Source organism: Mesorhizobium sp. M0590 (genome assembly GCF_040320905.1).
GTDB lineage: Bacteria > Pseudomonadota > Alphaproteobacteria > Rhizobiales > Rhizobiaceae > Mesorhizobium.
The window spans coordinates 103,515-127,175 of record NZ_JAMYQN010000004.1; the positions used below are offsets into that span (position 1 = coordinate 103,515).

22 protein-coding genes are annotated in these 23,661 nt (G+C 62.0%); 7 read left to right on the top strand and 15 right to left on the bottom strand.

What is annotated here, in order from left to right:
• Positions 1 to 8 precede the first annotated feature (8 nt).
• The 3 genes from NKI52_RS09265 to NKI52_RS09275 are packed head-to-tail and all read right to left on the bottom strand — an operon-like array spanning position 9 to position 3,400.
• Positions 9 to 1,382 (bottom strand): MlaD family protein, encoded by a 1,374-nt coding sequence (locus NKI52_RS09265; RefSeq protein WP_352636782.1) that lies wholly within the window; start codon positions 1,380 to 1,382, stop codon positions 9 to 11.
• A gap of 13 nt (positions 1,383 to 1,395) precedes the next feature.
• Positions 1,396 to 2,214, bottom strand: a complete 819-nt coding sequence (locus NKI52_RS09270) for an ABC transporter ATP-binding protein (protein ID WP_352574968.1) — start codon at positions 2,212 to 2,214, stop codon at positions 1,396 to 1,398.
• 1 nt (position 2,215) lies between these two features.
• Positions 2,216 to 3,400: an ABC transporter permease gene (locus NKI52_RS09275; protein WP_352619836.1), complete on the bottom strand. Its 1,185-nt coding sequence runs from the start codon at positions 3,398 to 3,400 to the stop codon at positions 2,216 to 2,218.
• A 78-nt stretch (positions 3,401 to 3,478) separates the two neighbouring features.
• On the opposite strand from NKI52_RS09275, the gene dgcA reads away from it, so the two are divergent.
• Complete coding sequence (gene dgcA / locus NKI52_RS09280; RefSeq protein WP_352636783.1) at positions 3,479 to 4,462, top strand: N-acetyl-D-Glu racemase DgcA; 984 nt, start codon at positions 3,479 to 3,481, stop codon at positions 4,460 to 4,462.
• Here the strand turns inward: dgcA and NKI52_RS09285 are convergent.
• Entirely contained in the window at positions 4,433 to 5,650 is a 1,218-nt protein-coding gene (locus NKI52_RS09285; RefSeq protein WP_352540619.1) for an MFS transporter, read from the bottom strand. The two genes, dgcA and NKI52_RS09285, sit on opposite strands and share 30 nt — an antisense overlap.
• Before the next feature lie 127 nt (positions 5,651 to 5,777).
• The gene (locus tag NKI52_RS09290; protein ID WP_352636784.1) at positions 5,778 to 6,599 is read right to left on the bottom strand and encodes a UDP-2,3-diacylglucosamine diphosphatase; all 822 of its coding nucleotides are present in this window, start codon (positions 6,597 to 6,599) and stop codon (positions 5,778 to 5,780) included.
• A 120-nt stretch (positions 6,600 to 6,719) separates the two neighbouring features.
• Here NKI52_RS09290 and NKI52_RS09295 point away from each other — a divergent pair, with 120 nt between their 5' ends.
• The 3 genes from NKI52_RS09295 to NKI52_RS09305 all read left to right on the top strand — a co-directional run bounded on the left by NKI52_RS09295 (position 6,720) and on the right by NKI52_RS09305 (position 10,652).
• Positions 6,720 to 7,499, top strand: a complete 780-nt coding sequence (locus tag NKI52_RS09295) for an SDR family oxidoreductase (RefSeq protein ID WP_352448726.1) — start codon at positions 6,720 to 6,722, stop codon at positions 7,497 to 7,499.
• 164 nt (positions 7,500 to 7,663) lie between these two features.
• The gene (locus NKI52_RS09300; RefSeq protein ID WP_352636785.1) at positions 7,664 to 8,101 is read left to right on the top strand and encodes a hypothetical protein; all 438 of its coding nucleotides are present in this window, start codon (positions 7,664 to 7,666) and stop codon (positions 8,099 to 8,101) included.
• Between the two features lie 226 nt (positions 8,102 to 8,327).
• Positions 8,328 to 10,652, top strand: coding sequence for an NADP-dependent malic enzyme (locus NKI52_RS09305; RefSeq protein WP_352697732.1), 2,325 nt, complete (start codon positions 8,328 to 8,330; stop codon positions 10,650 to 10,652).
• 12 nt (positions 10,653 to 10,664) lie between these two features.
• Here NKI52_RS09305 and NKI52_RS09310 read toward each other — a convergent pair whose 3' ends face one another.
• The gene (locus NKI52_RS09310) at positions 10,665 to 11,285 is read right to left on the bottom strand and encodes a DUF1287 domain-containing protein (RefSeq protein ID WP_352594479.1); all 621 of its coding nucleotides are present in this window, start codon (positions 11,283 to 11,285) and stop codon (positions 10,665 to 10,667) included.
• A gap of 267 nt (positions 11,286 to 11,552) precedes the next feature.
• On the opposite strand from NKI52_RS09310, the gene NKI52_RS09315 reads away from it, so the two are divergent.
• Entirely contained in the window at positions 11,553 to 12,764 is a 1,212-nt protein-coding gene (locus tag NKI52_RS09315; RefSeq protein WP_352636787.1) for a DUF2865 domain-containing protein, read from the top strand.
• On the opposite strand, the gene gltX is transcribed toward NKI52_RS09315, so the two are convergent.
• The 5 genes from gltX to NKI52_RS09340 all read right to left on the bottom strand — a co-directional run bounded on the left by gltX (position 12,682) and on the right by NKI52_RS09340 (position 19,279).
• Entirely contained in the window at positions 12,682 to 14,055 is a 1,374-nt protein-coding gene (gltX, locus tag NKI52_RS09320; protein WP_352636788.1) for a glutamate--tRNA ligase, read from the bottom strand. The genes NKI52_RS09315 and gltX overlap by 83 nt on opposite strands.
• A 133-nt stretch (positions 14,056 to 14,188) precedes the next feature.
• Positions 14,189 to 15,994, bottom strand: a complete 1,806-nt coding sequence (locus NKI52_RS09325) for an ABC transporter ATP-binding protein (RefSeq protein WP_352697734.1) — start codon at positions 15,992 to 15,994, stop codon at positions 14,189 to 14,191.
• Positions 15,995 to 16,376: 382 nt separating this feature from the next.
• Positions 16,377 to 16,790, bottom strand: coding sequence for a GNAT family N-acetyltransferase (locus NKI52_RS09330; RefSeq protein ID WP_352636790.1), 414 nt, complete (start codon positions 16,788 to 16,790; stop codon positions 16,377 to 16,379).
• A 27-nt stretch (positions 16,791 to 16,817) separates the two neighbouring features.
• Entirely contained in the window at positions 16,818 to 18,500 is a 1,683-nt protein-coding gene (locus tag NKI52_RS09335; RefSeq protein WP_352636791.1) for an NAD+ synthase, read from the bottom strand.
• A gap of 65 nt (positions 18,501 to 18,565) precedes the next feature.
• Positions 18,566 to 19,279, bottom strand: a complete 714-nt coding sequence (locus NKI52_RS09340; RefSeq protein WP_352636792.1) for a DNA-3-methyladenine glycosylase I — start codon at positions 19,277 to 19,279, stop codon at positions 18,566 to 18,568.
• An 83-nt stretch (positions 19,280 to 19,362) separates the two neighbouring features.
• Between NKI52_RS09340 and NKI52_RS09345 the strand changes: the two genes are divergently transcribed.
• The gene (locus NKI52_RS09345; RefSeq protein WP_023680015.1) at positions 19,363 to 19,926 is read left to right on the top strand and encodes a DUF1003 domain-containing protein; all 564 of its coding nucleotides are present in this window, start codon (positions 19,363 to 19,365) and stop codon (positions 19,924 to 19,926) included.
• Positions 19,923 to 20,510, top strand: coding sequence for a DedA family protein (locus tag NKI52_RS09350; RefSeq protein ID WP_352697736.1), 588 nt, complete (start codon positions 19,923 to 19,925; stop codon positions 20,508 to 20,510). The genes NKI52_RS09345 and NKI52_RS09350 overlap by 4 nt, the downstream gene beginning before the upstream one ends.
• Positions 20,511 to 20,513: 3 nt before the next feature.
• On the opposite strand, the gene NKI52_RS09355 is transcribed toward NKI52_RS09350, so the two are convergent.
• The 4 genes from NKI52_RS09355 to NKI52_RS09370 form a co-directional block, all read right to left on the bottom strand.
• Positions 20,514 to 21,101, bottom strand: a complete 588-nt coding sequence (locus tag NKI52_RS09355) for a hemerythrin domain-containing protein (RefSeq protein WP_031212865.1) — start codon at positions 21,099 to 21,101, stop codon at positions 20,514 to 20,516.
• Between the two features lie 101 nt (positions 21,102 to 21,202).
• On the bottom strand, positions 21,203 to 21,562 hold the full coding sequence (locus NKI52_RS09360) for a diacylglycerol kinase (protein WP_031212866.1): 360 nt from the start codon (positions 21,560 to 21,562) through the stop codon (positions 21,203 to 21,205).
• A 76-nt stretch (positions 21,563 to 21,638) separates the two neighbouring features.
• Positions 21,639 to 22,058, bottom strand: a complete 420-nt coding sequence (locus NKI52_RS09365; RefSeq protein WP_031212867.1) for a GFA family protein — start codon at positions 22,056 to 22,058, stop codon at positions 21,639 to 21,641.
• A 149-nt stretch (positions 22,059 to 22,207) separates the two neighbouring features.
• The gene (locus NKI52_RS09370; RefSeq protein ID WP_023680020.1) at positions 22,208 to 23,581 is read right to left on the bottom strand and encodes a class II 3-deoxy-7-phosphoheptulonate synthase; all 1,374 of its coding nucleotides are present in this window, start codon (positions 23,579 to 23,581) and stop codon (positions 22,208 to 22,210) included.
• Between the last annotated feature and the right edge of the window lie 80 nt (positions 23,582 to 23,661).

Below are 23,661 nucleotides of genomic sequence, written 5' to 3' on the forward strand. Positions count from 1 at the left end.
GGCCGAAGTCAACGGCGCACCCTGCCGTCGAACTGCCGGACCTCACCCTCGCCGCCGGACAGGATCCGCTGTGGATTGCGGCTGAGGTCGGTCACCGCCTCTTCGATGCGGTTGATCGAACGACGGCTGTCCTGGACCAGCGATTCGACGTTTTGCAGCCCCTGTCCCGAGAACCGCGCCAGATTGTCGGTGATGGTGCCGAGGCGGGCGTTCAGCGTGTCGGCGACCTGCTTGAACGATTTGAGCGTCGCCCTGGCATCGGCCATGACGCCGTCGGCCTGACCGGAGCCGAGCAGTTTGTCGACCTTGGCAAGGATACCGTCGACTCGCACCGAGGCATCGTTGAGGCGTCCTGCGAGCTGGTGCGCGTCTTTGATGGTTTCGTCGATGTCGTCGGCCCGGTTGGCGAACTTGTTGGTCACCTTGGCGATGTCGGCGGCAGCTTCATTGGCGTTTTCGCTGGCCTTCTGGATATTGGCCAGCGCGGTGCGAACTTCAGCCGGATCGATGCCGTCGAGAACGCCGTCGACCTTGGCCAGCGTGCCTTGCGTCTTCTGGGCGAACTCGTTGATCGAGCCTACCGCGGTGTCCACGTTCTTGATGACCGCGTCGAACTGCTTGCTGGTTTCCTTGAGGTTGGAAGTGACCGTGTCGACATTGGCGACGATGCTCTTGATCTGGTCCTTGTCGACGGCGTTGAGTAGCCCTTCCGCCGCCTTCAGGGTGCCGTCGAGCTTGCCCGAAACACCCTTCAGTTCGTCCGCCAGCGAGCTGACGCTGGCCAGGAACTTGTCGACGCCGTCCGCATTCCTGGCCAGTGCATCGGAGAAGGTCTGGACATTGTTGACGGTCTGCGTCAGCGGCCCGCGAACATCCTTGGTGAAGCCTTCGAGCTCCGAAAGGACCTTGTCGGCGCGGGTGAAGATGTTCTGCGCCGTCTGCAGCAGGTTGGTGACCGCCGACGGGTTGGCAACGATCTCGGCGACACGGCCTTCCTTTTCCGCCTCGTCGAGAAGTTTTGGCTCTTTGGGGTCGGCGCCCTTGAGCTCGATGTTGGCCTGGCCGGTGAGGCCGGCAAGCCCGATATCGGCCTGCGTCGACTTGGTGATAGGCGTATTCCGGTCTATTTCGGTGTCGGCGATAGCAGCGGTCGGATTGTCGACGTCGATATAGACACGGCGCACGTCGCCGACTTTGACGCCATTGAACAGCACGAAGCTGCCACGGCCGAGCCCCGAAGCGGAGCCTGGAATGCGCACGCGCAGCACCGTCGTCTCACCCTTTTCGCCGATTGCCGCCGTCCAATAGACGAAAGCGAAAGCCGCGAGGATCGCGGCCAGCGTGAAAATGCCGACAATGACGTAGTTGGCCCTGGTTTCCATTGCTCACTTATGGCTATGCGCGCGCCGCAAGATCAAGTTGCCGGGCGCGTTTTCCGCGGAAATAGGATTTTACCCAGGGTTCCTCGCTCCTGAGCATGTCGTCGATCGTGCCCTCGACCAGCACTTTCTTGTTGCCGAGCACCGCCACGCGGTCGCACGCCGTAAACAGCGTGTCGAGATCGTGCGTGACCATATACACGGTCAAATCCATCGTATCGCGCAGCTTGACGACCAATTCGTCGAACTCAGCCGCGCTGATCGGATCGAGCCCGGACGTCGGTTCGTCGAGGAAGACGATATCCGGGTCGAGCGCCAGAGCGCGCGCCAGCGCAGCACGCTTGATCATGCCGCCGGAGAGCTCGGAGGGGAATTTCTGCGCCGCATCCGGCGGCAATCCGACCAGCTCGACCTTGAGCATGGCAAGTTCGTCCATCAGCTTCTTCGGCAAATCGAGATATTCGCGCATCGGCACCTGGACGTTTTCGAGGACCGTCAGCGCCGAAAAAAGCGCACCATGCTGGAACAGCACGCCAAGCCGCATGTCGATGCGAAGGCGCTCCCTTTCGGTTGCCTTCTCGACGTCAACGCCGAACAGTTTGATTGTTCCCGATTGCTTGCGCGTCAAGCCAAGGATGGTGCGCAAGAGAACAGATTTGCCGGCACCGGAGGCACCGACGAAGCCGAGAATCTCCCCGCGCCAGATATCGAGCGACAATTTGTCGAGAACAACCTGGTCGGCGAACGACACCGTGATATCGTGCGCCGACAGCACGATCTCGTCTTCTTTGGCTTTCGCCGCCACCTTGGTCGTGTTTGTGCCCGGCAGCGCCATGTCAGAACTCGATCGCTGCATAGAACATGGCGAAAAGCCCGTCGAGGATAATAACCACGAAGATCGACTTCACCACTGAGGCGGTCACATGCTGGCCAAGCGATTCGGCGCTGCCGCCAACCTTCATGCCCTCGACCGAGGCAATTATGCCGATGATCATGGCCATGAAGGGCGCCTTGATCAGGCCGGCAAAAATGGTGCTGAGGTCGATTGCGACACGCAGCCGGTCGATGAACGCTGCCGGTGCAATATCGGAGTAGAGCCATGCAGCCAAAATGCCGCCGCCCAGCGCGGCAAAGTTGGCGATGATCGTCAGGCAAGGCAGCGCGACGACCAGCGCGACCAGCCGCGGAAACACCAGCACGCCGATTGGATTAAGACCGATCACCTTCAGCGCATCGACCTCCTCGCGCATCTTCATCGAGCCGATCTCGGCGGTGATCGCGCTGCCGGAGCGGCCGGCGATCATGATCGCCGTCATCAGCACGCCGAGCTCGCGCAGGATCAGCACCCCGACCAGGTCGACGACGAAGATGTCGGCGCCGAAATAGCTGAGCTGATAAGCGCCTTGCTGGGCAACGATCGCACCGACGATGGCCGACATCAGCACGACTACCGGTATGGCGCCGACACCCATGCGATCGATTTGATTGAAGATCGCCGCCATGTTGACGCCATGGCCACGGCCAAGCTTCATCTGAGAGCCGCGTATCGTGGCGCCGAGGATATTCATTGCGGCCAGGAAATCGTCGCGCATCTCATAAACGCGCCGGCCAACCGCCTCGAGCCCGCGAATGATGAAGTTGGGCGGCTTTGCCGGACCTGATTCGGCCTCGCGTCGGACCGCATCACCGACGGCGCCGAGCAGGATGGAGGCAATCTCGCTTTGCCCCTGCATCGTGATCTCGACGCCCTTCTTTTCGAAGCTGCTGACCAGGCGGTCGATCAGCCACGCCCCGGCAGTGTCCATCTTCTCGATTTGTGAAAGGTCGAGCGCCAGCGTCTTGAAGCCGCCGCGCTTCTCGATCTTGCGCATCTCGGCATCGACCAGGGCAACGGTACGTGTCGTCCAGGTTCCCGAGAAAGCGCAGCCGAGAACGTCGCCCTCCTCGCCGATCGCGATGCGCGGCTGGTGGTCGGGCTCCTTGGCAGGGCCGCTTGCGTCGCGTTTGCGGATGGTCAACATGGCATCCTGTTTAGCCTGACGGGGCCGACCTGTCGATTTGCCGATATCCTCCTTGTCGCACAGCTGGAGCAGAAAAATATGGCGCGTGTCATTTCGGTCGAGGCCGAGCGCTTTCCGATAGCCGGGACCTTTACCATTTCGCGCGGCTCGAAGACCGAAGCGGAGGTGATTTCCTGCGCCATCACCGAAAACGGCCGTACAGGACGCGGCGAATGCGTCCCTTACAAGCGCTATGGCGAGACCATGGAGGGTGTGCGCGACGCGATCGAGGCGATGCGCAGCGAGATCGCGCGCGGCATCAGCCGCATCGCCCTGCTCGATGCCATGCCTGCCGGCGCGGCACGCAACGCCATCGATTGCGCGCTCTGGGACCTGGAAGCGAAGATCAGCGGAACACCGGTGGCGCATACGATACGAACCGTTCCGTTACGGCTGCTCGAGACGGCGTATACATTGTCGCTCGCCGAGCCGGAGGCTATGGCGGCGCAGGCCCGCGCTAACGCCCAGCGCCCGCTACTCAAGGTCAAGATCGGCGGCGACAACGACATCGCGCGCATCCGCGCAGTGACGGCGGCAGCACCCGACAGCCGAATCATTCTCGACGCCAATGAGGGCTGGAATGACGACAATATCGTCGCAAACCTCGCCTTTGCCGCCGAGCACGGTATCGCCTTGATCGAACAGCCGCTGCCGGCGGGACATGACGGTATTCTTCGCCACATCGCGCATCCGGTACCGATCTGTGCCGACGAAAGCGTGCACGAGGCGAAGGACCTTGAAGCGCTTGTCGGCCTTTACGACGCCGTCAACATCAAGCTCGACAAATCGGGTGGCCTGACCGCTGCACTCGTGCTTCGCGACCGCGCCCGCGAACTGGGTCTTGGTGTCATGGTCGGCTGTATGGTCGGCACATCGCTTGCGATGGCGCCGGCCGTGCTGTTGGCGCAGGATGCCGATTTCGTCGATCTCGACGGTCCGCTGCTGCTGGCCCGCGACCGCGTTCCCGGTCTCGTCTACCAAGGTTCGCTGGTGTCACCGCCCGAGCGGGCGCTGTGGGGCTGAACGCGCGGCAAGCCCGATCAGAGCCAGGCCCGTCAGGGCGATCGGGATCATCGCAAAGAAGCCATTCGCGCCGAAGCGGTCGTAAAGAGGACCGGAAATCAGCGTCGCCGCCGCCATGAAGAAGCCATTGGAGAAGTAGGCGATGCCTTGCGCCGCCCCGGTGCGTTCTTCCGCGACCGTCTCACCGATCATCTTTTGCAGGCCGATCAGCACCAGCGCCACCGAAACCGCGTGCAGCGTCTGGATCGCGAAAAACCCGCCAACGCCAAGCCCAAGCGGCCAGATCAGCGGAAAGGCGAACCAGCGCACGATCGCGCCAATCCCGGCAATCAGCATGATCGAGACGACCGAGAAGGAGGCGAAAGCGCGGGTGAAAACGACGAACATGCATATCTCGGCGACGACTCCCCACCCCCACAGAAGCCCGACAACCGAATCGCTGATGCCGATCGACTTCCAGTAGATCGACACGAAACCGTAGAGAAATGCGTGGCTGGCGGTGATGACGCCGACGCCTGTCGAAAAATAGAGGAAGTACCGGTTGAGGAGTTTCGGTGCCGATTGCTGGATATCGGCGGCCGACAGCGGCGAGGCGCGGCGTGGACGGCCGAGGCGCGGCGCAATCAGTCCGGCGGCTAGCGCGGCACACAGCGCCGCGAAGATGATCACCGGGACAGCCTGGGCACCGCTCGCCGACAGGATGAAACCGCCGGCGAGATTGGCGCAGAGATAGGAGATCGAGCCCCATTTGCGCATGCTTGCGTAATTCGAGCCGAAGCGGCGAACACCTGAAAGGGCGAGCGAATCGGCAATCGGCGAATGCGGCGTCCAGACGACCGTCAGGGCCAACGACACGGCAAGTACCGTTGCGTAGGTCGGCGGCAGGAGGTAGCCGGCGGACAGGATCAGCGATGCGGCGACGAGCGCAACATAGACATTGGCGCGGTCGCTCGCTTTGTCTGCCAGCGCAGTAAGAAAAGGCGTCGTCGCCACGCGCAGGAACATCGGCGCGGCGAGGATCACGGCTATCTGTTCGGCATGGAACCCCTTCGCCTGCAGCCACAGCGGGAAATACGGCACATGCGTCCCGAGCGGAACGAAGAGCGTAAAGAAGATCAAGCTCATGCGCAGTTCGAAATGGCGTGGCTTGACGAGCTGTTCGGGCGAAAGCGGCGGCAGCGAGGACATTGACAGGCGATCCGTCGGCACGGCATTCAGCCGGGTCGGCCCGCCACACCTGCCGCTGCTTAACACGGCGAAAAAGTCGATGAAACCGCTGGACTAACCGATTGAAGCGAGATGCGGCCGGATTTGGTCAAGCCGCCCGGACTGCCCTGCCCTTGATGCCGATCGGCACGAGCACCTCGCTGCCGACCGGAGTCTCCGGCAGGACATGCGCCCAGTGCAGGATCTCAATCCGGCCGTCAAAATGCTCGACCACCGCCGTGCAGCTCTCCACCCAATCGCCGGTGTTGATGTATTGCACGTCCTCATAGCGTTCGATCGCGGCATGGTGGATGTGCCCGCAGATCACGCCGTCGACATGCGAGCGGCGCGCCTCCTCGGTCAGCACGGTCTGGAACGAGCCGATGAAATTCACCGCCTTCTTGACCTTGACCTTGGCCCAGGACGAGAACGACCAGTAAGGCAGGCCGAGCACCTGGCGCAGACGTGTGATGACGCGATTGACCAGCATCGCCGCGTCGTAGGCGTAGTCGCCGAGATAGGCCAGCCAGCGCGCATTGTGGACGACGGTGTCGAACTGGTCGCCATGAATGACAAGAAGGCGTTTGCCATCGGCGGTCTCGTGGATGGCGCGGTCGGCGACGACAATGCCGCCGAAATGCACGCCCTGGAACTGGCGCGCGAACTCGTCGTGATTGCCGGCGATGTAGGTGATGCTGGCGCCCTTGCGCGCCTTGCGCAGCAATTTCTGGACGACGTCATTGTGGCTCTGCGGCCAATGCCAGCTTCGTCTCAAGCGCCAGCCGTCGACGATGTCGCCGACGAGATAGATGATATCGGCATCGTGATGGCGCAGGAAATCGATCAGGAACTCGGCCTTCGCCGCCTTCGATCCGAGATGGACGTCGGAGATGAACATGCTGCGGAAAGTGCGGGGCTCTGCGCCGGACATCATTTGTCACCGTTGCTTTCGCGTGAGGCTATGCCCCGATTCATGCAACAAGCGTATGACGGTTGCGATTGGTCCAGCCATACGGGTAGGTTGCCGCGGCAATCAGAGGAGAAAACCACTATGGATCTCGGCATTCGCGGCAAGAAGGCCATCGTCTGCGCTTCGAGCAAAGGCTTGGGACGCGGCTGCGCCATGGCACTGGCAGAGGCAGGTTGCGATCTGGTGGTCAATGGCCGCAACGCCGACGTGCTGGCCAAAACCGCCGCTGAACTGCGCGAGAAATTCGGCGTCAAGGTGACCGAAATCGTCGGCGACGTATCCAAGCCCGATGTCCAGAAGGCGCTGCTTGCCGCCTGCCCCGATCCCGACATCCTCGTCAACAACAATGGCGGTCCGCCATTTCGCGATTTCCGCGCGCTCGACCGCGAAAAGATCCTCGAAGGCGTCACCCAGAACATGGTGACCCCAGTCGAACTGGTTCAGGCGGTGATCGACGGTATGGCGGCGCGCGGCTTCGGCCGCATCGTCAACATCACATCGCTGTCGGTCTATGTTCCTATCCCCGGCCTCGACCTGTCGTCCGGCGCCCGCGCCGGCCTCACTTCGTTCCTCGCCGGCGTCGCGCGCACGGTGATCGACCGCAATGTGACGATCAACAACATGCTGCCGGGAAAACTCGATACCGACCGGCTGCGCGGCCCGCACGAGGCCGGCACGCCCGAAGATCCGGCCGCCGCCGCCGCGCGCAAAGCGCAAGCAGCGGCCAATGTTCCGGCCAAGCGACTCGGCACGCCGGAGGAATTCGGCCAGATCTGCGCCTTTCTGTGCTCGGTCCATGCCGGCTACCTGACCGGACAGAACATACCGGTGGACGGCGGCCTCTATGTCAGCGCGTTTTAGTGGCAGAATCCAAGGCTTGATACCCGCTGGAAACGGCGGGCAACAGGCGCCCTCAGGCAAGCCGAAACAGGGCAACATTATGCTCAAAACGGCGCCCAGTTCACAAGGACTAGGGTTAGTCCGCATGTTATGTCCTGCCTCGCACATGAAAATGAGACCGGCGAATGGCGTCTATTTATCGCTTTGTTGCGCAAAAACTGCTGTCGCACGGGGTTCGAGACACGGCCGACGGCAACCTTGCAATTGCCGACAGGAGATTGTTCCTTGACTTCGTTCGTCTAGAACGAGCGGTTAGGCTAGAGGATTTCGCTACAGTCCAGTCTGCGGTGGTGGCGATAGAAAATCGTTGCTTATCAATGGGTAAACGTCATATCGCGGTGTTTGCATACATGTATCTCAGGTTTTCGGATGCGGCCCCAAAGTTTACTCACCTGGACATCGAGCTTGAGGAAGAAGGAGGTATCCGCCGAACAGTCGACTACCGGCGTAGGGTGTCGTCGACAGAGCGACTTGTCGGCGAGTGGGCTGCCGCTTGGTACGATCGCTATTCCAAGAGTTTCTTTCGTGCACTTTATAGGAGCAACAGCCCCACAGCGAACTAGCGAAAGAATACCTAATCGTCCGCAAACCACCTGAAGCAGACATTCGGCTCGCAGCTCGCTCCAGCAACGCGCCTATCGCCCCAACATTTCAATGGCAGACCGTACAGGCCGGCGGGCGATGCGAAGCCATAAGCTCGCGCTTGCGACATATCACCCCTCGAAAAGGCTCGGCTGCATGCTAAGAGACTCAAAACACCAAACGGACTGAACTGAGGAGGCGGCCGTCATGACAGGCGAAAGCAAGAAGGCGGCCCGATCCGACCTCGACGAAGCAGCGCTCTATTTCCATAAGCACCCCCGTCCCGGAAAGCTTGAAATCCAGGCGACGAAGCCGCTCGGCAACCAGCGGGACCTGGCGCTTGCCTATTCGCCGGGTGTCGCCGCCCCCTGCCTTGAAATCCGCGACGATCCGGCAACCGCTGCCGACTATACAGCCCGCGCCAATCTGGTCGGCGTTGTCACTAACGGTTCGGCGGTGCTCGGCCTCGGCAATATCGGTCCGCTCGCCTCCAAGCCGGTGATGGAGGGCAAAGCGGTGCTGTTCAAGAAGTTCGCCGGCATCGATGTCTTCGACATCGAGATCGACGCACCTGGCATCGAGCGCATGGTCGAGACGATCTCGGCGCTGGAACCAACCTTCGGCGGCATCAACCTGGAAGACATCAAGGCGCCCGAATGCTTCGAGGTCGAGGAGCAGTTGAAAGCCCGCATGGGCATACCGGTCTTCCATGACGACCAGCACGGCACCGCCATCATCGTCGCTGCCGCCGTGCTCAACGGGCTGGAATTCGCCGGCAAGTCCATCTCGGACATCAAGATAGTCACGTCAGGCGCCGGCGCTGCGGCGCTTGCGTGCCTCAACCTTCTGGTCTCGCTCGGCGCGCGGGTCGAAAACATCTGGGTCACCGACCGGTTCGGCGTCGCCCATAAAGGCCGTGTCGAGGAGATGGACCGCTGGAAAGACCCGTATGTGAAGGATACCGAGGCGCGTACGCTGGCCGACGTTCTGCCCGGCGCCGACGTGTTTCTCGGCCTGTCTGCCGCCGGCGTGCTGAAGCCGGAATTGCTCCACCACATGGCGCCCAAGCCGCTGATCCTGGCGCTGGCCAATCCCAATCCCGAGATCATGCCGGAAGCGGCGCGGGCAGCGCGGCCCGACGCGATGATCTGCACGGGCCGCTCCGATTTCCCCAACCAAGTCAACAACGTACTCTGTTTTCCTTACATCTTCCGTGGCGCGCTGGATTGCGGCGCAAGCGCCATCAACGAAGAGATGAAAATGGCTGCCGTGCGAGCGATTGCAGCGCTTGCCCGCGAAGAGCCGTCCGACGTTGCCGCACGTGCCTATTCCGGCGAGACGCCGATCTTTGGTCCGGAGTTCCTGATCCCGTCGCCTTTCGATCCGCGGCTGATCCTGCGCATTGCCCCTGCCGTCGCTAAGGCAGCCTGCGAGACCGGCGTCGCGACCCGGCCGATCACCGATTTCGCCGCCTATATCGACAAGCTGAACCGCTTCGTCTTCCGCTCCGGCCTGGTCATGAAGCCGGTGTTCTCGATGGCCAAGATGTCGAGCGCCAAACGCGTCATTTATGCCGACGGCGAGGACGAGCGCGTGCTTCGCGCCGCCCAGGTCGTGCTCGAGGAAGGCATTGCCGAACCGATCCTGATCGGCCGCCCGCATGTCATCGAGGTGCGGCTGAAGCGCTACGGGCTGCGCATCAAGCCGGGCGTCGATTTCGGCTTGATCAACCCGGAAGACGATCCGCGTTACCGCCACTATGTCGACCTTTTGATCGAGCTTGCCGGCCGGCGTGGGGTGACTACGGAAGCGGCGCGCACCATGGTGCGCACCGACAATACGGTGATCGCCGCCCTTGCCCTGAAGCGCGGCGACGCCGACGCCATGGTCTGCGGCCTCGAAGGCCGTTTCGAGCGCCATTTGCGAAACGTCACGCTGATCATCGGGCCACGCGCCGGCATTAGGGATCGCGACCTGTCGACGCTTTCCATGCTGATCTCGCAGCGCGGCATCATCTTTCTCACCGATACCCATGTCTCGGTCGACCCGACCGCCGAGGAGATTGCGGAAATGACCGTTTTGGCGGCCGAGGAAATTCAGCGTTTCGGCATCGAGCCCAAGGCAGCGCTACTGTCGCATTCTGATTTCGGCTCCCGCGATTCGCCAAGCGCCATGAAGATGCGGCAGGCAGCGGCAATCCTGGCGCGCATCGCGCCCGACCTGCAATGCGACGGCGAGATGCATGCCGACTCGGCACTGTCGGAGCAGCTGCGCCAACGCGTCTATCCGCATTCGCGGCTGAAGGGCGAAGCCAATCTGCTGGTGTTTCCCAATCTCGATTCGGCGAACATCACGCTGACGGCACTGCGCACGATGATGGACGCGCTGCATGTCGGCCCGATCCTGCTCGGCACCGATAGCCCGGCGCACATATTGACCCCGTCCGTCACGTCGCGCGGCGTCGTCAACATGACGGCACTGGCCGTGGTGGAAGCCGCGCACAAGGCGCAAGCCATCGTCGATCTGGGGTAGCCGCGGGCTTTCTCAGATTGGCCTGAACCGGAAATGTCCTGTCTGCCTGAAGGCAAACAAAGTGTCCTCTTCTTTGGCGCCGCCGCCGATATTGTGAATAACCAGCCTTCTTGTCGGCACCACAGTGGAGCGATTGGACGACACGATGGCAATATGCGGCAGATTGCCCGGCAGCATCTGGGCGACAAGATCCCCAGGCCGATAGTCGGCCGGGTCTTGGCTGACGGGCAAGGCGGCACCACGCCGCTCGAAATAGACCGCAAGATTGGGCACACGGCGGTGGTCGATGTTGCGGTCCGGCGCTTTCAGGCCCCAAGCCTTCGGATAGGCGGCAAAATTGGCCCGCATATCCTCATGCACCAATTCTTGCAGATCGAGATCGAAGGCGCGGCGATAGGCACGGATCACGACATCCGTGCACACACCCCGCTCGGGCTCAACGTCCCCGCCCGGATAGGCCAGGCGTGTATAGGTCGGATCGTAGAGTGTGGTGACGCCGATCTGCTCACGGGCAGCTTCGACCAATTTGGTACCCCAATCCGGCGTGATGGGCTTTTCCTGCGCCATGGCAACCGGCATCGCCAGGCACAAAAGACCAAATTGCAGTGCGGCTCGACGGGTAATCGCGGTCATGCCAAGCCTCCGGGCATTGCTGGATCCGGGCATTCTTCTGGGCGAATACGCCTTTTTCGTGCAGCGCCAGGATGTCGCGGTTCTGGCTCTGTCCGAATACGTCGTGTGGCGTGGTCGACATGCCAGCACTCGTCGTGATCGAAGCCCCGCACAAGGCGCAAGCCATCGCGCATTTGGGCTGAAGCCGGAATCGGCGGTATGCTAAACAAACGGTTAACCGCAAGCGCGGTAGCTTTCAGAACGGCAGACAGGCGGAGTTTCGGAGGGATGACGGGCGCATGTTGGAAGCTGACGCGTGCCGCCGCGCTGCTCGGTGCCCTGCTACTGTGCGACATTGCCGTCACTCAGGCGCAGCCCGCTCCGCGCCTCTGCCGCCAGCTTGAAGCCGATCTTGCCGCCGCTTCTCGTGGTGGCGGCGGCAAACCGGCCTTGTTCAGGAAATATGACGACGCAATCGTCCGGCAGCGCCAGCAGATTTCAAAGGCCGTCAGCCAGGCCAGCAGCGCCGGCTGCGGCTTTTCGCTGTCTCGCCGCAACGCCAACGCATGCGCGGCACTCGACGCCACCATCGATCGCATGGCAGCCAATCTCGACGCCCTGCAGGCCAAGCGCGCCGACCTTGCCGGCGGTGGTTCGCGACGCGATCGCGCGCGCATATTGACGTTGCTTTACGCCAATGGCTGCCGCGATGATGCGGCGCGGACGCCCGCGCCGGTCCGCGAAGCCAGCCGTGAAAACGGCAAGCGAAACCTGCTCGACCAGCTTTTGGGCAGTGACGCAAGTGAACCGGGCGCGCCCGACCAGCCTGAAGGGCCCAGCCAGGCCGAAGAGCTAAGCCAGCCGGGCAACATCCGCACCATGCTCAACAACGCCGACGACTTGGGGCAGCCGCGAGGCGAATTCCGCACCATGTGCGTGCGGACCTGCGACGGTTATTTCTTTCCGATGTCGAATGCCGCCTCACTGGGCGATTTCGAGCGCGACCAGAAGAATTGCGAATCGAGCTGCCCCGGCACAGAAATGCAGGTTTTCTACACGCGCGGCATGAATGGCGATTCGGCGTCCATGACGTCTTCGGTGACCGGCAGGCCTTATATCGAACTGCCGACGGCATACCTCTACAAGCAGTCCGACATGCCGCGGCCGCCGACCTGCGGCTGCAATGCCGCGCAGAATTTCGAGATCATCGCCGGCAACCCGCCAACCCGGGCACAATCTGAGGCGAATGTAGAGAGTACCCCGTTCATTCCGCTGCCGGTTGCTAGGCCTGATCCGGGCGCCGACCCGGAGTCCTTGGCCAATGCGCAAGACGGTCTCGACCGTGAGGCGATCAGACGCCTTGCCGTCAAGCCCGTGCCTTCGCCGACGTCCCTGCCCCCGCCAGAACAGCGCAAGGTCAGGGTCGTCGGGCCAACGTTCCTTCCCGACCCAGCAGCGGCAACAGATCTGCAAGCTCCGGACCCGAAGGCTGTCCCGTAAGCGCCAGCCTGAGCGGCATGAACAGCGCCTTGCCCTTACGGCCGCTCGCCTCTCGGATCTTGCCGGTCCAGTCTTTCCAGACGGTGCCGTTCCAAGGCTCCTCCGGCAGCAGTTCGAACGCCTGGCGAAGAAAGTCGCGGTCATCGTCGGAAAACTCCGCCGGCTCCTCTGGACCGTCTCGAAGCGTACGCCACCAGATCGCCGCATCGGCCAGCCTGTCGAGATTGCCGCGCACCGCCAGCCAGAAAGGCTCGGCCTGTTCGCCGGAGATGCCGAGCACGATCAGCCGGTCGCGCGCCTCGGAAAACGGCATGTGATGCAGCAGCGTGCGGTTGAGCACGAAGAGCTCGTCCGGGTCGAATTTGGCGGCGGATTTCGATGTTGCAGCCGGATCGAAGCGCTCGGCTAGCTCGGCCATCGTTGGCACCGCCACGACGTTTTCCGAGGTGCCGACGAGCACCGCCAGCGAAGCGATCGCCATCGGCTCGATGCCGCTCTCACGCAGGCTCTGGATGGACAGCGCGCCGGTGCGCTTCGAAAGTCCCTCGCCTGATGCCGTTGTCAGGAGATTGTGGTGGCCGAACACCGGCGGCTCCGCGCCAAGTGCTCGGAACAGGGCTATCTGGACGCCGGTATTGGTGACGTGGTCGTCGCCGCGAATGACATGGCTGACGCCCATGTCGATGTCGTCGACAACCGAAGGCAATGTATAGAGGTAGGTGCCGTCCTCACGCCGCAGAACCGGGTCTGAAAGCGAGGCGAGGTCGACGGTCTCTTCGCCCCGCACCAGGTCGTTCCAGTGGATTTCGGTGCGCTCCGGCTGCAGCGGATCGCTGCTGAAGTTGGGCAGCAGAAAGCGCCAGTGCGGCCGCCGGCCATCGGCCTCATATTCCGCCACCTGCTCGGGTGCCAGCGTCAGCGCCTCGCGGCCATAGACTGGCGGCAGGCCACGCGTGCGGCGCACCTTGCGCCTCAGGTCGAGCTCTTCGGGCGTCTCATAGCAGGCATAGACGAGGCGCGCCTCCTTCAGCTTCTGCAGTGCGGCATCATAGACTTCGACCCGCCGCGACTGATACTCCGTGGCGTCGGGGAAGATGCCCAGCCAATGCAGGTCATAAAGGATGGCGTCGGAAAATTCCTGCGTCGAACGGGCAACGTCGGTGTCGTCGAAGCGCTGGATGAAGCGGCCCTTGTTCTTGATGGCGAACAGCCAGTTGAACAGAGCGGTGCGCGCATTGCCGATATGGATGCGGCCGGTCGGTGACGGGGCGAAACGGACGGTAACTGTCATGAGCGGGGCGTACCGGATGGTTTTGCTGTTGACAAGACGCGCCCCCGCGCTCTGCGGCAGACATAGAACATGACGAAGGCGAAGAAAAGACTGCAGCGCCACGCGTCCATCAGGACGCGCGGCGCCGCAACCGTCAGATCACCATGCCTTTGGTCAGTTCAAGCGCCTGGCGTTCGAACAGCCGGCGGTAGATGCCGCCTTGCAGCCGGATCAGTTGGTCATGCGAGCCCTCTTCGACGATGCGGCCGCGATCGAACACCAAAAGCCTGTCCAGCGCCCGCACCGTCGACAGCCGGTGGGCAATGACCAGCGTCGTGCGGCCGACCATCAACCGCTCCATCGCCTGCTGGATCAGCACCTCCGATTCCGAATCGAGGCTCGACGTTGCCTCATCCAGGATGAGAATGCGCGCATCGGCAAGAAAGGCGCGTGCGATTGCAACGCGTTGACGCTCACCACCCGATAGCTTTACGCCACGCTCGCCGACCAGCGTGCCATAGCCTTTCAGCAAATTGGCGATGAAGTCATGCGCGCTGGCCAATCGCGCCGCGTGCTCGATCTCGGCCTGCGTGGCGGCCGGCCGGGCATAGGCGATGTTTTCGGCCAGCGACCGGTGAAACAGGATCGGTTCCTGCTGGACAATCGCGATCTGTGCGCGCAGCGACGCCTGCGCCACATTGGCAATATCCTGGCCGTCGATCAGGATATTGCCCGCAGTCACGTCGTAGAGGCGCTGGATCAGCTTGACGAATGTCGTCTTGCCGGAGCCCGAATGGCCAACCAGCCCAACCCGTTCGCCCGGCGCGATGTCCACCGAAAAGTCGCGATAGAGCGGCAGGCGGTGGCTGCCATAATGGAACGTGACCTTGTCGAAGGTGATACGGCCATCGGTGATCCGGATCGGTTTGGCTCCGGGCCGATCCTCAATGCCGAGTGGTTCGGACTGGAAGTCGACCAGTTCCTCCATGTCGTTGATCGAGCGCTGCAGATTGCGGATATGCGTGCCGATGTCGCGCAGATAGCCTTGCAGCACGAAGAATGAGGTCAACACGAAGGCGACATCGCCGGCGCTCGCCTGCCCCCACGACCACAACAGCAGGGAGAATCCGATGACCGCTGCCCTCAAAAGCAGCAGCATCGTCCCTTGCGTGGTGCCGTTGACAGTGCCGCGCATCCAGGTGCGGCGCGTGCGGCCGCGCCATTTAGCGACGACCTCGGCAAGCCGTGTCTCCTCGCGTTCCTCGGCGCCAAAACCCTTGACCACGGCGTTGCAGCTCACCGCGTCGGCCAGCGAGCCGCCGAGCCGTGTATCCCACGCATTGGCAAGCCTTGCCGCGGGCGCGACATAGCCAAGCGACAGCATCGTCGTCACCGCGATGAACAGAACCGAACCGGTGGCGACGACAGCACCCATCAGCGGCCAGAACCAGCCAAGCAGCAGCGTCGAGCCGACGAGCATGACGACCGATGGCAGCAGCGCGATCAGGATCGTGTCGTTGAGCAGGTCGAGCGCCCACATGCCGCGCGTTATCTTGCGCACCGTCGATCCGGCGAAGCTGTTGGCGTGCCAGTCGGTGGAGAAGCGCTGGACGCGGTGGAAGGCATCGGCGGCGATATCCGCCATCATCTTCAACGTCAGCTCGACAATGGCCATGAAGGCCAGATTGCGCAGCACGACACCGGTGAGCGCCAGGGCCACCAGCATCGAAAAGGCCGCTGTCGCCGCGTTCCACGCAACATCGTCGGCCGCAGCACTGCTGGCGACGGCATCGACCAGCCGGCCGGAATAGAGCGGCGTCAGCACGTCGGCCAAGGTCGACAGCAGGAACGTGCCCATAATGCCGGCAAGCCGCCACGGCTGACGCCGCCAATGGCTGAGCGTGAAGCCAAGAACGCTGCGAAAGGCGCCCGCGCGCAAATCTATTCGAAAACGAGTCATGATGTCATTCGGGCGCAAACGAGCCCGATCCCACGAAAGTAGAAATTGAAAAACCGCGTCGGCGCCGTTTGGCGCCCGGAGATGCGGAGGTTTGGCGTATTTGGCGGCCCTGTAGAGGGGCGGCGACCGGCAGCGGCGAAATACCTGCCTCGGTTCAGCCTTGCCGCGAGGCTATCTCGCGGCGCACTGACCAAGACCTAGGCTTCGCGGCCTCGCATAACGATGTCAAATCCTAGCATTCGGTTCCTCCTGAAGGGGAATCGCGGAGAGGTGTTTATAGAGACGCCTCAACGCCGCGCCAAGTCAGTAGATAGCCAAAAGCGCATCTGGTCCAAGCAGTGAGACGATTTTGCAACAATCGCGGGTTGTGCGCTGCCTCTGTTCAGGTTGCCGGGATACGGTCGAAGCGCATATAGCGGCCGTCGGTGGAAGGCCTGAAGCCGAGCTTCTCGTAAACCGCATGGGCGTCGTTGGTCGACAGGCTCCAATGCGTGACCGTCTTGACGTCCGGGTGGTCGATAAGCGCCTGGACAAGCCGGGTTCCGATGCCTTGTCCGCGATACCCGGGCCAGACAATTATGTCGGCGAGATAGGCAAATACCGTACGGTCGGTGATCGCCCGGCCGAAGCCGACCTGATTGCCGCCGACATAGGCGCCGACGCACAGTGAGTTGGCGAAGGCGCGGCGGTGCAGTTCGTCGCTGCGGCCACTGCCCCAATAGCTCTCCTTCAAAATGTCGGACGTCGCCCGGAAGTCGATCCGCGACGGGTCGAAGCTGATTTCAAGGTTGGCCATGGCTAAACCGTTAAACAGGCCAATCGCCTACCCGCCATCCCTGAACCGGTTGGTAATGGGATAGCGGCGGTCGCGGCCGAAATTCTTCCTGGTGATCTTCACACCGGGTGCCGCCTGCCGGCGCTTGTATTCGGCGACGTAAAGCAGGTGCTCGACGCGCGTCACCGTCGCCCGGTCATGGCCGCGCGCGACGATGTCGTCGACACCCATCTCGTTTTCGATCAGGCACTCCAATATGTCGTCGAGCACCGGATAGGGCGGCAGCGAATCCTGGTCCGTCTGGTTCTCTCGCAGTTCCGCCGAGGGCGCCTTGTCGATGATGTTGGTCGGGATCACCTCGCCGGACGGACCGAGCGCACCCGGCGGCACATGCGCGTTGCGCCAGCGCGACAGCGCATAGACCTGCATCTTGTAGAGGTCCTTGATCGGATTGAAGCCGCCATTCATGTCGCCATAGAGCGTCGCGTAGCCGACCGACATCTCGCTTTTGTTGCCGGTGGTGACCACCATCGAGCCGAACTTGTTGGAAATCGCCATCAGGATGGTGCCGCGGGCCCGGCTCTGCAGGTTTTCCTCGGTGATGCCTTCCTTGGTGCCCTCGAAAAGCTGTGTCAACGTGTGCAGGAAACCCTCGACCGGCTCGAAGATCGGCACGATGTCGTAGCGGCAGCCGAGCGCGCGGGCGCAGTCCTCGGCATCCTTGAGCGAGTCCTTCGAAGTGTAGCGGTAAGGCATCATCACGGCGCGCAGCCGTTCCTCGCCGAGCGCATCGACGGCAAGTGCCGCGCAGATCGCCGAATCGATGCCGCCGGAGAGGCCGAGCACGACATTCTTGAAGCCGTTCTTGTTGACGTAATCGCGCAGGCCCAACATGCAGGCGCGGTAGTCGGCCTCCTCCTTCTCCGGGATTTTCGACATCGGTCCGTCAGAGCAGAACCAGATGTCATTCTTTCGCTTCCAGGTGGTGACGTTGACCGTCTCCTCGAACTGGCTCATCTGGAAGGCCAGCGTCTTGTCAGAACCTATGGCAAACGATGCGCCATCGAAAACCAGCTCGTCCTGGCCGCCAAGCTGGTTGGCATAGATAATCGGCAGTCCGCATTCGATGACCTGGCGGATGACGATCTGGTGGCGGACGTCGACCTTGCCGCGGTAATAGGGCGAGCCGTTCGGGACCAGCAGGATTTCCGCGCCGCTTTCGGCCAGCGTCTCGCAGACGGCAACCTCGCCCCAGATATCTTCGCAGATCGGCACTCCCACGCGCACGCCGCGGAAATTGACCGGCCCCTGGATCTCGGGGCCGGCCTGGAAGACGCGCTTCTCGTCGAACTCACCGTAATTCGGCAGATCGAGCTTGTAGCGTTCGGCAAGGATCTTGCCGCCATCGGCAAAGATGATCGAATTGTGCGTGCCGGTCTTGCGCTTCAACGGCGTGCCGATGACGAAACCCGGGCCGCCGTCGGCGGTATCGCCGGCGAAATCCTCCGCCGCCCGCTCGCAGGCCTTCAGGAAGGCGGGCTTCAGCACCAGATCCTCAGGCGGATAGCCGGCAAGGAAAAGCTCGGTAAACAGCACGAGGTCGGCGCCTTGGCGGGCGGCATCCGCCCTCGCCTCGCGTGCCTTGGCAAGATTGCCGGCGACGTCGCCGACCGTCGGATTGAGCTGGGCGACGGCGATGCGCAATATGTCTGGAGCGGTCTTGTCTGTCATGCCCGTGGGTTTAGCGCGGCAAAATTCGTCGAGCAATGGCGTTCGTTTGGACCAAACAGTCGACCCTATTCGCCCATATATTCGCGCAAGGCTTCCGGCGGATGGTTCTCGCCGATCGACATTGCCAGAATGCGCGAAATGTGTCGGCGCGGCAGCCCGGTTTCCGCCGCCCAGGCGTTGATCTGCGCCTGGATCCTGCCCAAATCCCTCTTCGACGTCGGGCTCTCCGCAATGTCGAGTCCGGCATCGCGCAGTGCGGCCGCCATATCGGCCGAGACAACAAACGCGTCCCACTCCAGCCAGCGCAGAAAATACTGGCCGGTATTGCCGCCGAGCCGGCTGCCGTGCTTGCCGAGATAGGCCATCAACCCGATCTGGTCATCCGCCGGCCAATTGGCGAGGAATGTGCCGAAGCTGCCATGCTCCTTCGACACGCGCTCGACGAAGGCTGCGTTGTCGCGTACGGATTTGATCTTCTGCGGATTGCGCACGATGCGCTTGTCGGCGGTGAGATCGTGCCAGAAATCGTCAGGTTGGAACAACAGCCGCCTCGGCTCGAAGCCGAGAAATGCCTCTTCGAAGCCCGGCCATTTCTGCTCGATGACACGCCAGACGAAACCGGCGGCAAAGACCCGCTCAGCCATAGTCGACAAGATGCGATCGTCCGCAATCTTTGCCACCGCGGCATTGTCAGGCATTGGACCCAGCAGCGACGTAAGGGCTGCCTCACCGCCTTTGCGTTTCGCTGCACGGGCGCGAATTTTCTGAAAATCCACCATTGTTTCCTGACCCCATCGCGTCAATCTACCACTTCCCGTATGAACCGGCAGCTTCTACCTCATCGCTGACGATGGAGGCGACGATGAACAAAACGATCGAGGACCTGGCAAGCCGCTGGCTGAAGCGAAAGCCGGACGGCCTCAGCGCGCTCGAAAGCCGGGTACTGCAATCTACGCTCGAGCGCACCACGATCTCCAAGGACACCAACAAGGCCGTCGCCTTTCACCAGACGTTTGGAGATCGCCTTGCCGACACTATCGCCCGGATCGGCGGCTCGTGGTCCTTCATCCTGGCATTCATTGGCTTCCTGATCCTGTGGACGGCAGGCAATGTCTGGCTCTTGTCGCGCGCCGCCTTCGATCCCTATCCCTTCATCTTCCTCAATCTCGTGCTTTCCATGGTTGCCGCCCTGCAGGCGCCAGTGATCATGATGGCGCAGAACCGCCAGACGGAGCGCGATCGAATCGACGCCGCCCACGACTATGAGGTTAATCTCAAGGCCGAGATCGAGATCATGGCGTTACACGAAAAGCTCGACGAACTGCGCCACAGCCAGATCATCGGCATGCGAGACGAGATCGCCCGGCTGGCCGAGCAGGTGAAGCGCATCGACGACATTCTGTCGAAGCAGCGAACGTCTTCATGACGGAAGCCATCCATCGTCTCATTGAGCAATATGGGTTGGTCGCAGTTTTTCTGGGCTGCGTGGCCGAGGGCGAAAGCGCCGCCATCCTTGGCGGTTTCTTCGCGCATCAGCATGTTTTCGTCCTGTGGCAGGCGTTTCTCGCAGCCGCGCTCGGCGCCTTCGGTGGCGACACGTTCTTCTTCATCTTGGGGCGGAGCTTCGCCGACCATAAATTCGTGATCAGGCTCCGTGCCCGGCCGGGCTTCAGCCACGCCTATCGCCTCGTCACCTCTCATCCCAACATCTTCGTGCTGTCGAACCGCTACATCTATGGCCTGCGACTGGTCGGCGGAATCGCGGCCGGGCTGTCGGGCATCGCCGCGGCGCGCTTCATCATCCTCAACGCCATCTCGTCGGTAGTCTGGGCGGCACTGTTCTGCACTGTCGGTTATGTCTTCGGGCTGGGCGCGGAGCACATCGTCGGCCAGGCGCTGGCCCGCCACGAGCGGTTGCTGATCGCTCTGGCAATCGGCCTCGTTGTGGCCATCCTCGGCTGGCTCGCGGCCCATATCGTCGCCAAGAAGGAACTCCACAAGGGAAGCTGATCGTCAATCAATGCCGAGCGCACGATCACCCTTCTCGAGGATCAGCGGAATGATCAGGTCTTCCTCGTCGGCAAGATGCCGGGTCAACATGGCGATCAGCCGGCTGTTCTCGTCAGCATAGGCATCGGCGGCGAAACGCTGTTTGTCTTCGCTCTCCTGAAGCGTGCGGATGAAGGCATTTGCCGCCTGGCCATTGCGCTCCAGTCCCTCATGGATTGTGTGGTGATCGGCATCCAGGATTTCGAAGCCGCGCTTCAGACGGGTCTCGGCCCTGGCGAAGACCGGGAAATAATGATGGTCCTCGACATTGTGGTGGCCGTCGAGATTGCCGAGGAAATGGTTGAGGCGCGGCGCGAACCAGCGCGCGAATTCCGGCGCGTTCAGCCTACCTTCTCGATAATCGCCGATACCATTGGTGAGCATGCCGCCAAGCTCGCGGAACATATCGTGCCGCTGCAGCCACATATTGGCCACGCCGTGGATGTTGGCATGCGCCTGCCAGACCTCGCGTGGAAATTTTTCAACCAGCCAGCGAAGATCGTCCGGCAGGCCCTCACGTTCGAGCAGCAGAAATCCGGCGGTATCGGCCATATCGGTCTCCTCAGACCATGATCCCGAAAAGTGGTACCGGTTTTCGGAAAAGATCATGGTCAAAACGAGAAATGCAGTGACGGCATGTAGTGTCTGAAACCTCAGATCGGTACCCCGAGGATCCGCTCGATGACGGCGACGCCCCAGACGCCGGCAGCGATCACCACCGAAATCAGCACCGCCAGCGAACCGCAATCCTTGGCCAGTTGGATATCGATGTTGAATTCGCGGCTGAACGCGTCGCATGCCGCCTCGATGCCGGTATTCAACACCTCGATCATGATCATGAGCAGCACCGCGCCGATCAGCAACGCATAGCCGCGCCACGATTCCGAAAGGAACCAGCCGAGCGGCAAGGCAAGCACGAGCAGTGTCAGCTCCAACTGGAAAGCCTCCTCGCCGGCGGCCAGTTTGCGAAACGCCCGCACCGAATTGTAAAAAGCGTCGATCAGCCGCTGCATGCCAAAACCCTTCGGAATCACCGGCAGGGGATTAGCGCAATGGCTGGACCAAGGGAATAAGGCGACCTCTTCAAAATCAGTCGCCTGCCACCTTGATCGACGGTGTCGACTTCTCGAACTGCGGCAGCCCGTCATCGATGGCGTAATAATCGCCCTTGTCGCCGACGAAGATATGGCATTCTCCTTGAAGCCCGGTTGGCGCGTCGAACAGCCCTGCCATGACCGAAACATAGCCATCATCGCTCGGCTTCCAGAACAGCAGAGAGCCGCATGTCTTGCAGAAGCCGCGTCTGGCGAACGAAGAAGCCTCGTACCAGGTGATGCTCTCCGCGCCGGTGATTGTGATGTCGCGGTCGGCAACATTGGTCGCCGCATAAAAATGCCCGCTCTGCTTCCGGCACTGCGAGCAATGGCAGTAGACGACACCGCGTAGCGGTCCTCGTGTCTGGAACCGCACTGCCCCGCACAAGCATGATCCGCTGTGACTGTCAGCCATGTCGGCCTCCCGATGCAATTGCCATCGCCTGGCAGGATTCCAGTTTTGCGCGCGTTAGGCACGAGCAAATGCGACACCGGCGGGATTGAATACAAAAAGCGCCGGTTTTCGCCCGGCGCTTCTTCAATGACATCAAAGTTCAGATCGTATCAGCCGTTGACGGCCTGCTTGTGCTGGACCGGATGGGTCTTCTTGAGCAGATCGGAGACCAGGAACGCCAACTCGATCGCCTGGTCAGCGTTGAGGCGCGGATCGCAATGGGTGTGGTAGCGATCCTGCAGCTCTTCGGCGGTGATGGCGCGGGCGCCACCGGTGCATTCCGTGACGTTCTTGCCGGTCATCTCGACATGGATGCCGCCCGGATGCGTGCCTTCGGCGCGATGCACCTCGAAGAAGGTCTGCACCTCCTTCAGGATGCGGTCGAACGGCCGTGTCTTGTAGCCGGCGGCCTCGATGGTGTTGCCATGCATCGGGTCGGACGACCACACCACGCTGCGGCCTTCCTTCTGCACCGCGCGCACCAGCTTCGGCAGGTGGTCAGCAACCTTGTCGGAACCGAAACGCGCGATCAGCGTCAGCCGGCCGGGCTCGTTCTCCGGATTGAGCAGGTCGATGAGCTGCAAGAGGCCATCCGGCGTCAGCGACGGGCCACATTTCAGGCCGAGCGGGTTCTTGATGCCACGGCAGTATTCGACATGGGCATGGTCGGGCTGGCGCGTTCGATCGCCGATCCAGATCATGTGGCCGGAGGTGGCGTACCAGTCGCCGGAGGTCGAATCGACGCGGGTCAGCGCCTCCTCATAGCCGAGCAGCAACGCTTCGTGGCTGGTGTAGAAATCGGTCTCGCGCAGCGCGTAATTGGTCTCCGAGGTGATGCCGACGGCCTTCATGAAGTCCATCGTCTCGGTGATGCGGTTGGCGAGAGACTCGTATTTCTCGCCCTGCGGGCTGTCGGACACGAAGCCAAGCATCCATTGATGCACGTTCTCCAGGCTGGCATAGCCACCTTGGGCGAAGGCACGCAAAAGGTTGAGCGTGGCCGCTGACTGGCGGTACGCCATCTCCTGCCGCGCAGGATCGGGAATGCGCGACTTGGCATCGAACTCGATGCCATTGATGATGTCGCCGCGATAGCTGGGCAGCGTCACACCGCCCTTGGTCTCATTGTCGGACGAGCGCGGCTTGGCGAACTGGCCGGCGACACGGCCGACCTTCACCACCGGCTGTGCGCCGGCGAAGGTCAGCACCACCGACATCTGCAAGAAGACGCGGAAGAAGTCGCGGATATTGTCGGCGCCATGCTCGGCGAAGCTCTCGGCGCAATCGCCGCCCTGCAGAAGGAATGCGTCACCGGCAGCGACGGCTGCAAGCTGCTTCTTCAGCTTGCGTGCCTCACCTGCAAAAACCAACGGCGGAAACGTGGCAAGCTGGGCTTCCGTGTTCCTCAGCGCGGCAAGTTCCGGATAGGCAGGAACCTGCTGGATCGGCTTAGCTCTCCACGAATTCGGCGACCATTTCGTCATCGAAGCACCTAACGCTCTTTCACACGGACGCCATCGCCCGCCAATCCGCCCCACATGGGGTCGCGGCTCCATACACGAAG

Excerpts from the sequence above, each read along its gene's own strand:
- NKI52_RS09265 (WP_352636782.1), bottom strand. The coding sequence starts at position 1,382 with ATGGAAACCAGGGCCAACTACGTCATTGTCGGCATTTTCACGCTGGCC.
- NKI52_RS09270 (WP_352574968.1), bottom strand. The coding sequence starts at position 2,214 with ATGGCGCTGCCGGGCACAAACACGACCAAGGTGGCGGCGAAAGCCAAA.
- NKI52_RS09275 (WP_352619836.1), bottom strand. The coding sequence starts at position 3,400 with ATGTTGACCATCCGCAAACGCGACGCAAGCGGCCCTGCCAAGGAGCCC.
- dgcA (WP_352636783.1), top strand. The coding sequence starts at position 3,479 with ATGGCGCGTGTCATTTCGGTCGAGGCCGAGCGCTTTCCGATAGCCGGG.
- NKI52_RS09285 (WP_352540619.1), bottom strand. The coding sequence starts at position 5,650 with ATGTCCTCGCTGCCGCCGCTTTCGCCCGAACAGCTCGTCAAGCCACGC.
- NKI52_RS09290 (WP_352636784.1), bottom strand. The coding sequence starts at position 6,599 with ATGTCCGGCGCAGAGCCCCGCACTTTCCGCAGCATGTTCATCTCCGAC.
- NKI52_RS09295 (WP_352448726.1), top strand. The coding sequence starts at position 6,720 with ATGGATCTCGGCATTCGCGGCAAGAAGGCCATCGTCTGCGCTTCGAGC.
- NKI52_RS09300 (WP_352636785.1), top strand. The coding sequence starts at position 7,664 with ATGGCGTCTATTTATCGCTTTGTTGCGCAAAAACTGCTGTCGCACGGG.
- NKI52_RS09305 (WP_352697732.1), top strand. The coding sequence starts at position 8,328 with ATGACAGGCGAAAGCAAGAAGGCGGCCCGATCCGACCTCGACGAAGCA.
- NKI52_RS09310 (WP_352594479.1), bottom strand. The coding sequence starts at position 11,285 with ATGACCGCGATTACCCGTCGAGCCGCACTGCAATTTGGTCTTTTGTGC.
- NKI52_RS09315 (WP_352636787.1), top strand. The coding sequence starts at position 11,553 with ATGACGGGCGCATGTTGGAAGCTGACGCGTGCCGCCGCGCTGCTCGGT.
- gltX (WP_352636788.1), bottom strand. The coding sequence starts at position 14,055 with ATGACAGTTACCGTCCGTTTCGCCCCGTCACCGACCGGCCGCATCCAT.
- NKI52_RS09325 (WP_352697734.1), bottom strand. The coding sequence starts at position 15,994 with ATGACTCGTTTTCGAATAGATTTGCGCGCGGGCGCCTTTCGCAGCGTT.
- NKI52_RS09330 (WP_352636790.1), bottom strand. The coding sequence starts at position 16,790 with ATGGCCAACCTTGAAATCAGCTTCGACCCGTCGCGGATCGACTTCCGG.
- NKI52_RS09335 (WP_352636791.1), bottom strand. The coding sequence starts at position 18,500 with ATGACAGACAAGACCGCTCCAGACATATTGCGCATCGCCGTCGCCCAG.
- NKI52_RS09340 (WP_352636792.1), bottom strand. The coding sequence starts at position 19,279 with ATGGTGGATTTTCAGAAAATTCGCGCCCGTGCAGCGAAACGCAAAGGC.
- NKI52_RS09345 (WP_023680015.1), top strand. The coding sequence starts at position 19,363 with ATGAACAAAACGATCGAGGACCTGGCAAGCCGCTGGCTGAAGCGAAAG.
- NKI52_RS09350 (WP_352697736.1), top strand. The coding sequence starts at position 19,923 with ATGACGGAAGCCATCCATCGTCTCATTGAGCAATATGGGTTGGTCGCA.
- NKI52_RS09355 (WP_031212865.1), bottom strand. The coding sequence starts at position 21,101 with ATGGCCGATACCGCCGGATTTCTGCTGCTCGAACGTGAGGGCCTGCCG.
- NKI52_RS09360 (WP_031212866.1), bottom strand. The coding sequence starts at position 21,562 with ATGCAGCGGCTGATCGACGCTTTTTACAATTCGGTGCGGGCGTTTCGC.
- NKI52_RS09365 (WP_031212867.1), bottom strand. The coding sequence starts at position 22,058 with ATGGCTGACAGTCACAGCGGATCATGCTTGTGCGGGGCAGTGCGGTTC.
- NKI52_RS09370 (WP_023680020.1), bottom strand. The coding sequence starts at position 23,581 with ATGACGAAATGGTCGCCGAATTCGTGGAGAGCTAAGCCGATCCAGCAG.